15 protein-coding genes are annotated in these 14,782 nt (G+C 38.6%); 7 read left to right on the top strand and 8 right to left on the bottom strand.

Translation table 11 applies throughout. The features are described from left to right. Positions 1 to 56: 56 nt before the first annotated feature. A complete protein-coding gene (locus RIB54_RS03210; protein WP_350099242.1) occupies positions 57 to 2,462 on the bottom strand; it encodes a TonB-dependent receptor in 2,406 nt (801 codons plus the stop codon). Between the two features lie 67 nt (positions 2,463 to 2,529). Beyond that, the gene (locus tag RIB54_RS03205; protein WP_350099241.1) at positions 2,530 to 3,060 is read right to left on the bottom strand and encodes a hypothetical protein; all 531 of its coding nucleotides are present in this window, start codon (positions 3,058 to 3,060) and stop codon (positions 2,530 to 2,532) included. A gap of 108 nt (positions 3,061 to 3,168) precedes the next feature. Here RIB54_RS03205 and RIB54_RS03200 point away from each other — a divergent pair, with 108 nt between their 5' ends. Then, on the top strand, positions 3,169 to 4,134 hold the full coding sequence (locus RIB54_RS03200; protein WP_350099239.1) for a YheT family hydrolase: 966 nt from the start codon (positions 3,169 to 3,171) through the stop codon (positions 4,132 to 4,134). A 164-nt stretch (positions 4,135 to 4,298) separates the two neighbouring features. Then, positions 4,299 to 4,787: a hypothetical protein gene (locus RIB54_RS03195; protein WP_350099238.1), complete on the top strand. Its 489-nt coding sequence runs from the start codon at positions 4,299 to 4,301 to the stop codon at positions 4,785 to 4,787. A gap of 67 nt (positions 4,788 to 4,854) precedes the next feature. On the opposite strand, the gene RIB54_RS03190 is transcribed toward RIB54_RS03195, so the two are convergent. Further along, positions 4,855 to 5,046: a YwbE family protein gene (locus RIB54_RS03190; protein WP_350064094.1), complete on the bottom strand. Its 192-nt coding sequence runs from the start codon at positions 5,044 to 5,046 to the stop codon at positions 4,855 to 4,857. Positions 5,047 to 5,087: 41 nt separating this feature from the next. On the opposite strand from RIB54_RS03190, the gene RIB54_RS03185 reads away from it, so the two are divergent. Beyond that, the gene (locus RIB54_RS03185; RefSeq protein WP_350099237.1) at positions 5,088 to 5,564 is read left to right on the top strand and encodes a hypothetical protein; all 477 of its coding nucleotides are present in this window, start codon (positions 5,088 to 5,090) and stop codon (positions 5,562 to 5,564) included. Further along, positions 5,565 to 6,938, top strand: coding sequence for a serine hydrolase domain-containing protein (locus tag RIB54_RS03180; RefSeq protein WP_350099236.1), 1,374 nt, complete (start codon positions 5,565 to 5,567; stop codon positions 6,936 to 6,938). On the opposite strand, the gene RIB54_RS03175 is transcribed toward RIB54_RS03180, so the two are convergent. The 4 genes from RIB54_RS03175 to msrB form a co-directional block, all read right to left on the bottom strand. Continuing rightward, positions 6,935 to 7,153 (bottom strand): hypothetical protein, encoded by a 219-nt coding sequence (locus tag RIB54_RS03175; RefSeq protein ID WP_350064100.1) that lies wholly within the window; start codon positions 7,151 to 7,153, stop codon positions 6,935 to 6,937. The two genes, RIB54_RS03180 and RIB54_RS03175, sit on opposite strands and share 4 nt — an antisense overlap. Before the next feature lie 10 nt (positions 7,154 to 7,163). Further along, positions 7,164 to 8,267 (bottom strand): molybdopterin-synthase adenylyltransferase MoeB, encoded by a 1,104-nt coding sequence (gene moeB, locus RIB54_RS03170; protein ID WP_350099235.1) that lies wholly within the window; start codon positions 8,265 to 8,267, stop codon positions 7,164 to 7,166. Further along, complete coding sequence (lhgD, locus tag RIB54_RS03165) at positions 8,268 to 9,464, bottom strand: L-2-hydroxyglutarate dehydrogenase (RefSeq protein ID WP_350099234.1); 1,197 nt, start codon at positions 9,462 to 9,464, stop codon at positions 8,268 to 8,270. A gap of 152 nt (positions 9,465 to 9,616) precedes the next feature. After that, entirely contained in the window at positions 9,617 to 10,114 is a 498-nt protein-coding gene (gene msrB / locus RIB54_RS03160; RefSeq protein ID WP_350069910.1) for a peptide-methionine (R)-S-oxide reductase MsrB, read from the bottom strand. A gap of 186 nt (positions 10,115 to 10,300) precedes the next feature. Here msrB and RIB54_RS03155 point away from each other — a divergent pair, with 186 nt between their 5' ends. Both RIB54_RS03155 and RIB54_RS03150 read left to right on the top strand, forming a co-directional pair. Next, a complete protein-coding gene (locus RIB54_RS03155) occupies positions 10,301 to 10,810 on the top strand; it encodes a YfiR family protein (RefSeq protein ID WP_350069913.1) in 510 nt (169 codons plus the stop codon). Between the two features lie 32 nt (positions 10,811 to 10,842). Next, a complete protein-coding gene (locus tag RIB54_RS03150; protein ID WP_350099233.1) occupies positions 10,843 to 12,777 on the top strand; it encodes a GAF domain-containing protein in 1,935 nt (644 codons plus the stop codon). Between the two features lie 31 nt (positions 12,778 to 12,808). Here the strand turns inward: RIB54_RS03150 and RIB54_RS03145 are convergent, their stop codons facing one another. Next, positions 12,809 to 13,480, bottom strand: a complete 672-nt coding sequence (locus RIB54_RS03145; protein ID WP_350069918.1) for an HAD family hydrolase — start codon at positions 13,478 to 13,480, stop codon at positions 12,809 to 12,811. 105 nt (positions 13,481 to 13,585) lie between these two features. Between RIB54_RS03145 and RIB54_RS03140 the strand changes: the two genes are divergently transcribed. Next, the gene (locus RIB54_RS03140) at positions 13,586 to 14,782 is read left to right on the top strand and encodes a DEAD/DEAH box helicase (protein WP_350069921.1); all 1,197 of its coding nucleotides are present in this window, start codon (positions 13,586 to 13,588) and stop codon (positions 14,780 to 14,782) included.

The raw sequence follows: 14,782 nt of genomic DNA, 5'->3' as shown, positions 1-14,782 counted from the left end.
AAGCTATATCAACGGCTTTTATCAATTGGCTTTAGCATATTACCTCTTCATTAATTTTACAACTTCGCGCGTAATGCTATGATAAAATTGCGGCCTGGGGCCGATACTCCAGAGCTGTACGGCCTGTATCGCTGATCGCTGATATTTTCCAGGCCTGTGGATATTGATATCTTATCAGACACAGGAAACATGGCCTTCAAATTCAAGGTGTACCATGACGGTGCATAGTTGTTGCCATTGGAGTCTTTAGCATAAATCTCATCTTTGCTACGCTCGTCTACTGCCAGATCTTCAAAGGCCACTTCGCCCTGATAGCTTACATAAAACTCCAAATCCACTTTGTCGTGATTGAATTTCAATCTTGACGTACCGAATAGGGGTGCGGCATGCCTTGAGCTACTTGTTGTGCCGTCATCCAGCTCTTCCTCACCTTTTTGATAGTTAAGGTCAGAGATCAACTGAAATCCATCTGGCAACGTAAGCTCTAAACCAGCTTGCAGTCCATATACTGTAGCTGTAGCAGCATTTTGAATGGCTTGCACCTGACTCAGCTCGCCCTGGTAATCAATCATATCTGAGCCGTTCAGCGTGAAATTCCTTCTAACCATGGCATTATTCAGTATGGTATAGTAAGCTGTTGCATCGAGCTTTAGGCTGCTCCCAAACACCTTAGCAATACCTAGATCAAAATTATAAGCATATTCAGCTTCTAAATCTGGATTAGGAACGGTTACTGCCCCGGGCTCTGAATCAAACACTTTGCCCAAATCATCAATATTTGGTGATCGGAAGGCTGTACCAAAGTTGGCATTGAGCACCAGTTTCTCTGTTGGGCGGTAAACAGCCCCTAAACTTCCAGTCAATGAGCCATTGTTCAATTCGGCATTTTCAAAAGGAAAGTTGTAAAACCTGTTATCAAACTCAGCATCAATCATGAATTGATTATACCGCAGACCCGCCTGTATTGACAACTCTTCAGTGGCTTTATACTGATTATTAAGATAAAGCGCCATCGATTTCCAGGTAGCCTGCGGGTACCTGGATGGCCCCTCAACACTTGAGTTTGTTGATATGTCCGTTTCTAAACCAGTCGAATTTACCTCATTGGTCACATACTCAATCCCATAGTTGATCATATTTTTAGAGCCAATAGCTTTCAGGAAGTCCAGGTTTAAAGAGTAGGCATCCACTTTTTCCGTTTGGGTATTTCTTGTATCACTATTTAATGACCGGTCTATCCGGCTTTCTTCAAACTTTTGATAAGCCATTCTTAGGTTCATGCGATCGTAAATAGTACCTATACCCTCATGTGATAGCACAAAATTATGCATCATCCATTTTTGAGGGCCATAGTCCCATTCAGCATACCTGGCCGTACCGTTTCTCATCCGGTTATGCCTGTCGTACCTCCCATAGGATGAAGTTTCTGAAAAGTGAAAGCCATATTGAACATCCCATTGAGCATTTGGGCTAAACCTTAGTTTCTGCATTGTGTTAATTTGAGAATAAGCTGTTGGCACCTGCAGCAAAGGGTCATCCTGACTTATCACAATGTCCGTGGAATCTTGGCGCTGGACAAAATAGGGTTTCAGGTAGTCTTCAGGGCCATCGCTTCCCTGCCTAAGGTGGTCATAGTCCCAAGAGCTAAAGCTTGATACAAATGCCCACTTTTTTCCACCAATATTAACATCAAAATGCCCGGTCTTCTCATTGTTGGCAGAAGAGGTTCTTACCAAGGCATTGCCTTTAATTAGCAATTCATCATCGGTTGAAAGGCCTGGTGTTAGGGTTTGAAAACTCATGACACCGCCAATGGCATCGCTACCATAAATAACTGAGCCTGGCCCGAAGAAAACTTCGGTGCTTTCAATGGCAAAAGGATCAAGACTGATCACATTCTGAAGGTTTCCACCACGAAATATGGCCGTGTTCATTCTTACTCCATCGATGGTGTAAAGCAGCCTGTTGGTAGCAAACCCTCTAATCATCGGGCTTCCGCCACCTTGCTGGCTTTTCTGAACGTAAACTTTCCCCGAAACATTCAACAGGTCTGCAGCTGTTTGCGGATTTTGCAACGCCACTTCTTCAGCGCTAATGGCTGTAATCTTCGAAGGAACTTCCGAGCTGGAAAGCTCCCATTTGGTGGCCGATATCACTATCTCATCCATAGATAAGGTAGACCTTTCCATCAGCACCCTGAAACCAATAAGTTCCAACTTCTCGTAGCTGGTGTAGAAAGTTGTATATCCGATAATCCGGATTTCTATTTTATTGGAACCCCGCAGTTCACTAATATCGGCTTGCCCGTTTTCATCTGTTGTTACAAATGCGTTTGGCGACTTGCTTGCTACAGTAGCAAGCTCTATGGGTTCACTTGACTTTTTGTCAACAACCGTTAAAGTCTGGCCATACGCACTCATGCTCATCAAAATGACGAGCATTAAGTAGTAGTATTTTTTCATTAATGAATAAAATGTCTAGTTCTATGGCCTACTCTGTAAGCCATGGAATGGTTAATAAATATTTAAATCATGTTAAATATTTATGGTCAGGTGGAGGGGTAGAGGGTTTAAATTTCCGGCTAACATATCCTGAAATTTTATAGTGATAAGATAGGATTCTGTAACCTGTGCTGACAGACAGGCTCGTCTTATTTGAAAAGTAAATGGACTTTAAAAAACTGATCACTGCATCAGTTTTATCTGATTTCCTATTGTCAGATGATTTGTTGATGATGGAGCCTAATAACTGATTTAGATATGATTCGTCAGAGTCTGGCCAGCACCAATAAGTGACATTATCCTCAGTTTCAGCCTTCCTGACTATGTCATACATTCTTCCCTGAAATTCAAATTCATGAGGTTTTTCCCATCTTAAAAGACGGGCAGCGTCATTTTTAGAGAGTGATATTTTTACCAGCTCATCATTTTTCAAACCATCCATCATCCGATGTTTGACTTCCTTTCTTAAGTAATACTTTTCAATAGAAATGGTGCTTTCCAGTACCAGCAACGGCAGGCAAAGTAAAACGGCCAGTATAATTCCTATTGAGCGCTTCATGAGTTTAACTGATTCTTGAAGTTAACCTAAATCTTGCATTCAGACCATCTGTATTATTTATTTGGTAATAATCGATGTTGTTAGGGATAACTGGTTTTTATTTGCCAAATGCCATTGATAGAATCAAAGTATAAGCCGCCATTTTTTCTTAGAAATGGTCATTTGGCCACTATTATTCCAAGTACATTCAGAAAAGTTGAAGGTGTTGAATACCAGAGGGAAAGGATAATTACTGAGGATAATGACTTTCTTGACATTGACTGGCTAAAGAATGATTCTGATAAACTGGTGGTTATTTCCCATGGGTTGGAAGGTAGCAGCGAACGGCCATATGTTAAAGGTATGGCAAAATACTTTTTTCAAAATGGTTGGGATGTGCTGGCTTGGAATTGCAGGAGTTGTAGTGGGGAAATCAACAAAACGCCAAGGTTTTATCATCATGGTGCTACTGACGATCTTGATACTGTAATTGGTCATGCGTTAAAAACCAGGGATTATAAAGGGGTGGCGCTTGTTGGCTTTAGCATGGGAGGCAGCCTGACGACAAAGTATATTGGAGAGCAGGCGGAAGAGCTATCAGATAAAATCATAGGAGGTGTGGCTTTTTCAATACCCGTCAGTTTGAAATCTAGTGTAGATGCACTTTCATCATCGTCTGTTAAGTTCTATCAAAAGCGATTTTTGAGGAAATTGGAAGTAAAGATTAAAGCCAAGGCCGAGCGATACCCAGAACTGGTAGAGTATAATGGTTTTGAGAATATCAAATCCTTTATCGATTTTGATAATCAATACACCGCACCAATCCATGGCTTTAAAGATGCTTTTGACTTTTATGAAAAGGCCAGTGCTGGCAAATATATGCAACAAACACAGCGGCCAGTTTTGATTTGCAATGCCTTGAATGATCCCTTTTTAGGTGAAGCCTGCTATCCTTTTGAAGCTTGTGAAAGAAGTGAATTCCTTTTTTTAGAAACTCCAGAACATGGTGGGCATGTTGGTTTTACATTGCCCAATTCTGAAGTCAATTATATGGAAGTAAGGGCACTGGAGTTTTTTAATGCCCTAAATATGTAATGATATTGTTTGATTTTTCTTGTGTTCTGCCTTTAGAAGTTTTTGAACCGTATGCTAAACTTAAATGAAGAATATTGTCGACAAAATAAGTCAATTATATAAACGTAAAAATTTTATATCAAGAGTTAATAAAGTTCAAAACAACAGATATATTTGCTGAAAAAATGAAGAAAATAGTTTCAATTACATTCGGGGTTTTCTTGTATTCTCTATGCTTTAGCTGTAGCAACAAAAGTGAGAATCAATCAGTGGATAAGATATTTGAAACCCAAGAGGCCAGTTATTTAATAGTAAGTGGTCAGGAATATTTATTGAAACAAACATCCTGTGTTGAATTGGGGGGTGTAGGTGAAGAATCAAATTTATTGGTTTTCACCTCTGTCAATGAGGATCTTGACTATCAATTTACCGTTACCTTATTGACTAACGGCCTTGAAATTAAACCGGGAGAATATCATCTACTTGACCACGACTATCTTGCCACTATAAACTTCAATAATGCTGGTACCTCATACCTCAATATTGATGAAAAGGGCACGGTGGCCTATTCTGTTGTAGAAAATAGAGGTACTGTTACTGGTGATTTGAAAATTTCCTCTATGGATTCTGATTCAGAAAAAGTAGCAGTAAAGTTTAAACTGATTTGTGAATAATCTATTTTCCTTACAAGCTAAGTTGTGTTGGCATACCTTACAACATAGGGGTGCTACTTTACTCTAATCAAAAAACCTCCTGAACCCTGCCTATCTGTCCATCGGTCAGTCTTACTTTTATGCCTCTATGGTGTTTAGGAGATTTGGTTAGTAAATCTTTTACTACTCCTTCAGTTAATATACCCGATCGCTGATCCTTTTTTAGTACAATGGCGACCTTACTTCCAGGTTTGATATTTTCTCTTATTGTTCCGTCCACAATCTCCAATAATTAGTATTTTGCGCTAAATTAAAATACGGATGAACAAAATATTACCTATTGCTTTATTTTTTACTTTACTGATATCTTGCGAGAACAAAAAAAGTGATGAGAGTAGAGTAGAAGATACATCAGCCCCTTCAATAAGTGAGCTTTTAATTGGCAAATGGCATAACCTTGAGATAAAAGTCATCATCAAAACTAATGGTGGAGATTCTATTGTTCATGTACCGCAGGACAAGTGGGAGGAAATTTTACAGATCAAACCAATTGTTACGACATATAATGGTGACAGCACTTTTGTGTCTGAATATAGAAGTCTGGATGATGAAATAATAATGACATCTACTGGGACTTGGTTTGTCAAGGGAGACTCATTAATTATGAGTCAGGATGGAACTGATAATGCCTATTTTGCACAAATAAAAAATGATACGGTTTCATTTTCTGGTTATATAGACTGGGATCAGGATGGTGAAGCAGATGATCTTTATACAGGAACTCAAATTAAACACTAAATGAAAAAGGCGAAGTTATTTTTTCTATTGATACTGGCAGGAGGTCTTGTTTATGGCTTGAGTTACGTTTGGCAGGCGTTTCCTATCATCAGCGGCTATGGGGCCAAGAATTTATGTACCTGTGTTTTTGTAGCAGGTAGAACTCAAGAATCTGTGCTGGCAGATGAATTAGGCAGTATGCCATTAAGTCTTGGTACTTTCGAAGTCAATATGGCCGATAGTTCAGCTACGGGTAGTGTGTTTGGAACCGCAAGTAAGAAAGCTATATTTAGAAAAGGGCTGGGTTGTACGCTAATCTCTGAAATACCTGAAGAGGAGATCAGATCGCAAGAAATCAATCTGGCACCCATTGCAACTGCTCCGGACTCGCTTGTATGGCCATATGGCTTAACGGAATCAGATACCATTTTTGAGAATGTAGACTATGAGGCTTTAAATAGAGCCATTGACAATGCCTTTGCGGAAAACAAGCCTGATGTTAAAATCAATACACGTGCGGTAGTGGTATTATATAAAGGGTATCTTATTGGAGAAAAGTACGCTGAAGGTTTTGATCAAAATACTGCTCAAATAGGGTGGTCAATGACAAAAAGCATAACATCAACAATGATGGGTCTGATGGTCAAAGACGGTTTAATAAAAATAAGCGATAACAATCTAATTGAAGATTGGAAGAATGACCAACGTAGTGAGATTACGCTGGATCAATTACTCAGAATGTCGAGCGGACTGGAATGGGAAGAAAACTATGCTGGGCCCAGCTCAGCTACCAATATGCTTTTTAAAAGTGCTGATATGGGTGCTTTTGCTGCTCATCAGCCATTAGAACATCAGCCTGATGATTATTGGTACTATTCAAGCGGAACCACCAACATTATATCTCGAATTGCCAGAGAAAGGCTAGGAGAGAAATATCATAATTATTTGCGAGATCGCTTGTTCTCACCGCTTGGCATGACCACTACAGTATTGGAACCTGATGCATCAGGTACATATGTTGGCTCATCATATATGTATGCCTCTCCTAGAGATTGGGCTAAATTTGGTCAGTTTTATTTGAATGGAGGTTCATGGAATGGCGAGCAGTTGCTTCCTAAAAACTGGGCTAGCTATATTTCCACACCAACTGATAAGGCTCCATTAGGAGAGTATGGGGCTCATTTTTGGTTAAATGCCGGGCAACAGGATAACCCTGAGAATCGTCTGTATCCAGATGCTCCTGCTGACCTTTACAGTGCCAATGGCTTTGAAGGACAGCGCGTGTTTATAATACCTTCAAAGGATATGGTGATTGTGCGAATGGGGCAGACCAAAGTTCGTGGGTCTTTTGACTTTAATGAGTTCTTAAAATCAGTATTGGCTGCTGTTGATTAAACATTGCCGATGTCAATGGCATCGGCATAATACTTCACTGCAAAGTTGATAGATCGGGATTCTATAAAGTCAATGACATTCTCGTTTGCTAAATATGATATTTCGTAAAACTTGCCATTTAGGGAATAAAGAAGTTTTTTACATCCCAGGTAGTGCCTGTCACCTATAAATTCACCTTTTTGAAAAAGGTATTTCGCCTTTTCTGAAATGGTCATCTCTAATAATTTAATACTTTTCCATTGTTGGATCAATCTCATCGGCCCAGGCCAAAATGCCGCCTTTTAGATTATATAAATTATCAAGCCCCAACTTACCTTGCAGATAATTTACAGCCTGGCCACTTCTGGCACCGCTTCTGCAATGTATTACCACCTTCTTAGATTTTTCAATTTTATCTTCATTCTCAGGTATTTGTCCTAAAGGAATCAGCTCGCCATTAAGTGTACTTATTTCAGCTTCATTGGGTTCTCTAACATCAATAAGTTGAAAATCTTCCTTATTCTCCATCATTTGATGCAATTCCTTAACAGTTACTTCTTTGATCATTTTGTTTTTTATTTTACAGAATTCGTCATAATCAATTAATGATTTGACGGACGCTTTAGTGTTTTTTGATTTTAGCTTGATCTTTCTGGTATCAAGTGTTAATGAATCAAATATAAAAAGCTTTTCAATTAACGGCTCACCAATATTGGTTAATAATTTTATAGCTTCATTGGCCTGAATACTGCCAATAATGCCTGCAAGCGAACCAAGTACTCCACCTTCTTCACAATTAGGAACGGACTCAGGGTTTGGGGGCTCCGGAAAAAGATCTCTATAGTTAATGTCACTGTTTGCATTAAAAACGGAAACCTGACCTTCATATTGATGAATGGAGCCATAGACATATGGCTTATTAAGAAGAATGCAGGCATCATTAACCAGATATCTTGTTGGGAAGTTGTCGGTGCAATCTATAACAAGATCATAATCAGCCAATATTTCAAGAGCATTGTCACTGTTTAGAAAATAGGGGTGCGCATCTAAAATTACATTATGATTGAGCTGAGCAATATTGTCAACGGCTCTATCTAATTTCTTTGCATTGATATCCTGTTCCCTATAAAGGACTTGACGTTGTAGGTTGGTGATATTTATACTGTCAGCATCTACCAAACCAAGCCTCCCAATACCTGCTGCAGCTAAATAAAGGCTCACCGGACTGCCCAGGGCTCCGAGACCAACAATTAACACACTTGAGTTTTTTAATTTCTCCTGTGCTTCCTGGCCAAAATTGGGTAGCACAAAATGCCTTTGATATCTCTTTATTTCATCAGGTGATAACATTTAGAAATGTTTCATAATTAAATCCGACACATGATCACCAATGGATAGGGAAGAAGTAGCTGCCGGGGAAGGAGCGTTACAAACATTAATGGCAAATTCATTTTCCACAATTAAAAAGTCATCTATCAAACCTCCATTTCTGTCGCAGGCCTGAGCACGAACACCAGAACCACCAGGTGCAAGGTCTTTTTCTGTTACTTCAGGCAATAATTTTTGTAATGCTTTGGTAAATGCTGCCTTTGAAAAAGAGCGATACATCTCGCCAAAACCAGTCTTCCAATATTTCATGGCTACTTTTTGAAATCCTGGCCATAAAAGCGATTCTGATAACTCGGAAAGGTTAATATCTGATTTCTTATAGCCTTCTCTTTTAAAAGCCAATACGGCATTAGGCCCTGCTTCCACACCACCCTTGGCCATACGTGTAAAATGAACACCTAAAAATGGGAAGTTAGGATCGGGCACAGGGTATATCAGGTTCTTTACCAAACTCTCTTTTTCTTTTGTCAGCTTATAATACTCACCTCTAAAAGGAATTATTTTGACGTTAAGTTTCTGGTTGGTGAATTTGGCAACCTTATCAGAATATAGTCCAGCACAATTGACAATGAGCTTGGTGTCATAAGTTGACTTGTTTGTGACAACGGTGGAGGAGCCATTTCCTGTTTTAATGTCTAAAACCTTTTCTCCTAGCTGAAGGGTGCCACCACCAGCTTTTATCAATTCGGCATATTTTTTTGATACTAAGGTGTAATCCACAATTCCTGTTTGAGGTACAAAGAGCCCTTTTACACCTGCTACATGAGATTCATATTCTTTTAACTCTTCAGCCTCCAATGGTTTTAAGTTGTCAAGGCCATTTTGTTTTCCTCGTTCTGTTAGGTTATTCAGCAATGGGATTTCTTCCTTAGAAGTAGCGACTACAATTTTGCCACACAGCTCAAATGGGATGTCCTGCTTGGTACAGAATTCAATCATCTGATGATAGCCATTAATACAGTTGGTGGCTTTTAAACTGCCCGGTTTGTAATATAATCCAGAGTGAATAACACCACTGTTGTTCCCTGTCTGGTGTTTGGCAACATCATCTTCCTTATCAAGTATTAAGACTTTTAAATCAGGTCGTTTTTCTAACACTTTAAGAGCAGTAGCAAGTCCTACAATACCAGCTCCAATTATTATTATATCGTATTTCAAATCCCAGTCTTTTTAAAGCAGACAAATATAGTTAGAAAGGTCACATTATGCCTATTCATCACTCAATAGACGTTGGCTTTGAAGACTTGCATATCCTCCATAAAAAAAGCTGACCCTTTAGAAGCCAGCTTTCTTACTTAACAAACAAACTATTACTTTTCCTTTACGAAATCCATTGAAACGGAATTGATACAATATCTTAACCCTGTAGGTTCTGGGCCATCGTCAAACACATGTCCTAAATGGCCACCACATTTAGAGCAAACAACTTCTTGTCTTAATATTCCGAAAGTTGTATCACTTTCAATAAGAACATTTTCCTGGTTAATTGGTTCAAAAAAACTTGGCCATCCGCTTCCTGACTCAAATTTTGTTTTTGAACTAAATAACTTTTCCCCACAGGCAGCACAGGTATAAGTACCCTTTTCGTGATTGTCCCATAAGTCACCAGTAAAGGCCATTTCTGTACCTTTTTCTCTTAGCACGTGGTATTCTTCTGGCGTAAGCTGCGCTTTCCACTCTTCATCTGTCTTTTCGATCTTCGGTTCCATTTTCTTTACTATTGTCTTCTGGGTTTCCTGGCTTTTACTACAGGAAGAAAACATCAATAAAAGGACGAAAGATACTCCCGCTACTTTCTTATAATTCATATTTTTATCTTTGGGTACTTTAACTTAAGAAATCTTAAAAAGTTTAGATAATTTAATTGTTTGAGAGGTATTGTCAAAGGACGGACATTATCAAACATGCATTACTTGAAGGTTATTAGTATTTAAATTGTTATTTTGAACTTAATTTTTGAAATTAAATTAATTGCAGGTTAATTTACTGTTGGTATGAAAAGAGTTGGATTTTTAAAGGGGATAGTAGTTTTTATCATGTTGTTGTCGAGCTCAGTGGCTTTTGCACAAAATTACCAACTGCATACGGTGTATATCTATAGTTTTATCAGATATGTACAGTGGCCAACGATAGAAGGTGATTTTGTAATAGGAGTTGTTGGAGATTCTCCAATAATTGAACATTTAAAGAAAATGGCTTCAGCAAAAAAAGCAGGTTCAAGGGATATAATTATTAAAGAGTTTGCTAGTAGTGCCAATGTAACACCCACAGATATATTATTTGTTTCTAAGGGTGCTTCAGACAGTTTTGGAGATATAAAATCAAAGGTTAATACTACCAATACTTTATTAATTACAGAGACTGAGGGGCTAGGTATGGAAGGCAGTGCTATTAACTTTGTTGAAAGAAATAGTAAATTGGCCTTTGAATTAAATAGACATGCGGTAGAAGAAGCTGGTTTAAAAGTGTCTACAGAATTAACGAGATTAGCTATAATAATATAAATCTTTATTTAACGCTTATTAATTAGCAACTTATGCGAAAGATGAAATTGAAAATTGGAAACAAAATCTTTGGAGGTTTCCTAATCCTTATAGTATTGTTTGTTTTCAATGCTGCTGTAATATTTGTCACGAGCAATAGCATTGATACAGTAGTAAAGAAGTCTTCGGATATTATTAGGCCAAGTAAAGAAGCTATCAGTGATTTTAAATTGCTTGTTACGCAGTCTAAAATGCTAATTATTAACTGGGTATATGTTCAAAGTAATGTTGATGATAAAGATGCATTGAGGGTATTGCACGATCAGGACTATCCAGCATTGAAAGAAAGAATTCTTGACCTTGAAAGTTCTTGGGAGAATGACAGCCAGCGTTTCTTAATGGATACTGTTAGAACAGAGTTTGAGGCTTTGTTAGTAGTTGAGCAAGAGGTAATGAGCCAGTTAGTAACATTCGAAAACTATGAAGATCCTTTAACCAAACTTTTAGCTGAAGATGCTATAGAAAGCCAGGTTATTCCAATGACTGCTTCTATCATTAGAAAATTAGATGAAGTAGCCAGAATGCAACAGGAAACTACACAGGAGTCTGATGATGACCTGATTGCAGCAACTAACCAATTGATAAATATAACGCTCATACTCGGTGCTATTATTATATTGATTGGCTTATTAAGTGCTTATTTCATGGCCAAGTCTATCACTGTTCCTATTAATTATATTAAGGATATTGTAGTTAAACTTGGTAAAGGGGAACTGGTTGATGATCAGAGTAGGAAATTCAACAATGATGAGATTGGAGAAATGGCCAATGCCATGGACAACCTGATTAAAGGGTTAAGGTCCACCACCATTTTTGCAGAAAATATTGGTAACGGTAAGTACGATTCAGAGTATAAGCCATTAAGTGATCATGATGTTTTGGGTAATGCGCTTCTTGAAATGAGAAGCAACCTTTCAAGGGTTGCAGAAGAAGATCAGAAAAGAAACTGGTCAACTGAAGGCTTGGCTAAGTTTGGGGATATTTTAAGAAGAAATAATGATAACCTTGAGAAATTATCTGATGATATAATAAGAAGCCTTGTAACTTATATGGGCTGTAATCAGGGTGGTATTTATATTATTGACGATACCGAAGAAAGCGAGCCTTATATGTCTTTGTTGGCTTGTTATGCCTGGGACAAGAAGAAATACATTAATCAGAAAATACATAAAGGAGAGGGTCTCGCTGGTCAGGTGTGGCAAGAAATGGATACCATTTACCTCACTGAAGTTCCCGATAATTACATTAGAATAACTTCAGGTCTTGGGGATGCAAATCCTAAAAGTGTGTTAATTGTGCCTCTAAAGGTGAACGAAGAGATTTATGGAGTAGTGGAAATTGCTTCCTTCAAAGTGTTCGAAGATTACGAAGTAGAGTTTGTTCAGAAAATTGCTGAGAGTATTGCTTCAACAGTATCTTCTGTTAAGATCAATGCTAAAACCCAGAAATTGTTGGAAGAGTCTCAGGAAATGACCGAGCAGATGCGCTCTCAGGAAGAGGAGATGCGCCAGAATATGGAAGAGCTGCAAGCCACACAGGAAGAGATGCAAAGAGGGCAGGCGGAAGCAGAGAGCACAATGGAAGCTATCAATTCATCTGTTGCTATGATTGAGTTTGATGCCGATGGTTATGTGATCAATGCTAATCAAAACTTCCTTGATATTACTGGGTATTACAAAGATGAAGTACTAGGGGAAAGCCATAAGCTATTCGCAAGCAAGGATGATAAGACATCCGACACCTATAAGCAGTTTTGGAAAGATCTTGCGTTAGGCATTGCAAAATATGGTGAGTTCGAAAGAGTTGGAAAAGGAGGTAAGACCATCCAAATGGTTGAGAGTTATGCCCCAATAAAGAGCAGGGATGGGTCTGTAGGAAAAATTATGATGGTGGCAGTAGATGTATCAAAATACACTACCAAAGCCTGATCAGCTAGAAAACATCAACCTAAATAAATACTTACGAGTTAGAGAAATCTAACTCGTTTTTTGTTACTTTTTCTAATAAGCCTTCCAGTTCAATGGCCGAGTTTGCAATAAATGGAACCCCTATTTTAATAAGTTCATTTCTATGACTGGAAGTTATATGCTGGCCTCCACAAAAACCTATAACATTCATTCCTGCAGATAAAGCAGAAGTACAGCCACTCACGCTATCTTCAATGGCCAGACAGTTCGCAGGTGATTTACCAAGGGTTTCAGCTGCATGAAGGTAGATATCAGGACTTGGTTTTGGTTTAGATACCATTGAAGCACTAAACCTATGCTCAAAAACATCTAGCAATTTCGTTGCAGTCAAGGCCTTTTCAATCTGCCATATGTTGCTATTAGAAACTACGGCCTTAGGTAAATCTACTTTTCTGGCAAGATAACCCATGCCTTCAATAGCTCTTAAATCCTGATAAACACGCTCTTCCACATTCTTAATTAGCATATCAATATCAACACGAGGGTCAATGGTCATGTCTTCGAAAATTGCCCTAAATGTTTTGCCTGTATATTCAGAAAGGAAATATTTGATTTCTATTTTTTGGCCCAGGCTCTTAAGAAGTGCTACCATCACTTCTGCCGATACAATTTCAGTATCTACGAGCACACCATCGCAGTCGAATATTATTTGTTCAATGCGCATTTATAGTTCTAAATTGATTCTTACAATGATAATGTTTTCAACGCTGCTATTCTGCATATTTTGTCTAAATTGCATGTTTAGAGAAAGAAAAGAGCAAGTAAATAAGTGAAGTTTGTAGATTTCGGCCTTGATTCCAAATTATTGGAAGGTATACAGGCGATAGGATTTGAGGAAGCAACGCCCGTTCAGGAGCAAGCCATCCCGGTAATATTAGATAAAAAAGACATTATAGCCTCTGCACAAACAGGGACAGGTAAAACTGCAGCCTTTTTGTTGCCAGTAATCCATCATATATTGAATAATCCGCATGATGGCAGTATAAAGGCATTAGTGGTAGTGCCCACGCGCGAGCTCGCTGTTCAAATTGACCAGCAGATGGAAGGCTTATCTTATTTTACATCAGTAAGTTCACTGGCAGTGTATGGAGGGGGTGATGGGTCATCCTTTGCAAGGGAAAAGGTGGCACTATCAGAAGGAGCAGATATGATTATTGGTACACCGGGCAGGCTTATCGCCCATTTAAATATGGGGTATGTTAAGGTGGATAAACTTAAATATTTGGTCCTGGATGAAGCTGACAGGATGCTGGACATGGGCTTTAATGAGGATTTGATGAAGATTGTTTCTTATTTGCCCAAAGAGAGGCAGAACTTGATGTTTTCTGCAACTATGCCTCCTAAAATCAGGGAACTGGCAAAGACTATTTTAAAAGATCCCGAACAGATTAATATAGCCGTTTCTAAGCCTGCAGAAAGAATAGTTCAGGCTGCATTTATTGTTTATGACAGTCAGAAAATTGAACTGGCCAAATACATTCTTAGTGCTAAAAAACTTCAAAGTGTGATAGTGTTTTGTAGCACAAAGTCTGCAACAAAGCAGTTGAATAGGGAATTGAAAAAGATGAATTTCCTTTCAGAGGAAATACATTCTGATTTGGAACAGAAAGAAAGGGAGAAGGTTTTACAGGCTTTTAAGAATAAGAAACTGAACATTCTTGTGGCCACTGATATTCTATCCAGAGGTATAGATATTGAAGATATCGAGCTTGTTATCAATTATGACGTACCTAATGATGGCGAGGATTATATCCACAGAATAGGGCGTACAGCAAGAGCGGCATCCAAAGGCGCGGCTTTTACATTTGTTAATGAAAAAGAACAAAGAGATTTTCTTCAGATAGAAGAGCTATTAGGTGCGCCAGTGCCTAAGGCAAAAGTACCTGAATCATTAGGCGAGGCTCCTTCATATAATCCATCAAGGCCAAAATCGAAGGGAAAGAAAAGGTTTGTGAAAAGGAGGTAA

The sequence above is a fragment of the Fulvivirga sp. genome, from assembly GCF_040218215.1.
In the GTDB taxonomy this organism is placed as follows: Bacteria; Bacteroidota; Bacteroidia; order Cytophagales; family Cyclobacteriaceae; genus Fulvivirga.
The sequence above is the reverse complement of the archived record's forward strand: the minus strand, read 5'-3'. Positions and strand labels throughout refer to the sequence as shown.

What these genes read in the sequence shown, in the direction of transcription:
- RIB54_RS03150 (WP_350099233.1), top strand. Translation starts at nt 10,843, where the DNA reads ATGCGAAAGATGAAATTGAAAATTGGAAACAAAATCTTTGGAGGTTTC.
- RIB54_RS03200 (WP_350099239.1), top strand. Translation starts at nt 3,169, where the DNA reads ATGCCATTGATAGAATCAAAGTATAAGCCGCCATTTTTTCTTAGAAAT.
- RIB54_RS03185 (WP_350099237.1), top strand. Translation starts at nt 5,088, where the DNA reads ATGAACAAAATATTACCTATTGCTTTATTTTTTACTTTACTGATATCT.
- RIB54_RS03155 (WP_350069913.1), top strand. Translation starts at nt 10,301, where the DNA reads ATGAAAAGAGTTGGATTTTTAAAGGGGATAGTAGTTTTTATCATGTTG.
- msrB (WP_350069910.1), bottom strand. Translation starts at nt 10,114, where the DNA reads ATGAATTATAAGAAAGTAGCGGGAGTATCTTTCGTCCTTTTATTGATG.
- RIB54_RS03210 (WP_350099242.1), bottom strand. Translation starts at nt 2,462, where the DNA reads ATGAAAAAATACTACTACTTAATGCTCGTCATTTTGATGAGCATGAGT.
- RIB54_RS03175 (WP_350064100.1), bottom strand. Translation starts at nt 7,153, where the DNA reads ATGACCATTTCAGAAAAGGCGAAATACCTTTTTCAAAAAGGTGAATTT.
- moeB (WP_350099235.1), bottom strand. Translation starts at nt 8,267, where the DNA reads ATGTTATCACCTGATGAAATAAAGAGATATCAAAGGCATTTTGTGCTA.
- RIB54_RS03195 (WP_350099238.1), top strand. Translation starts at nt 4,299, where the DNA reads ATGAAGAAAATAGTTTCAATTACATTCGGGGTTTTCTTGTATTCTCTA.
- RIB54_RS03205 (WP_350099241.1), bottom strand. Translation starts at nt 3,060, where the DNA reads ATGAAGCGCTCAATAGGAATTATACTGGCCGTTTTACTTTGCCTGCCG.
- RIB54_RS03180 (WP_350099236.1), top strand. Translation starts at nt 5,565, where the DNA reads ATGAAAAAGGCGAAGTTATTTTTTCTATTGATACTGGCAGGAGGTCTT.
- RIB54_RS03145 (WP_350069918.1), bottom strand. Translation starts at nt 13,480, where the DNA reads ATGCGCATTGAACAAATAATATTCGACTGCGATGGTGTGCTCGTAGAT.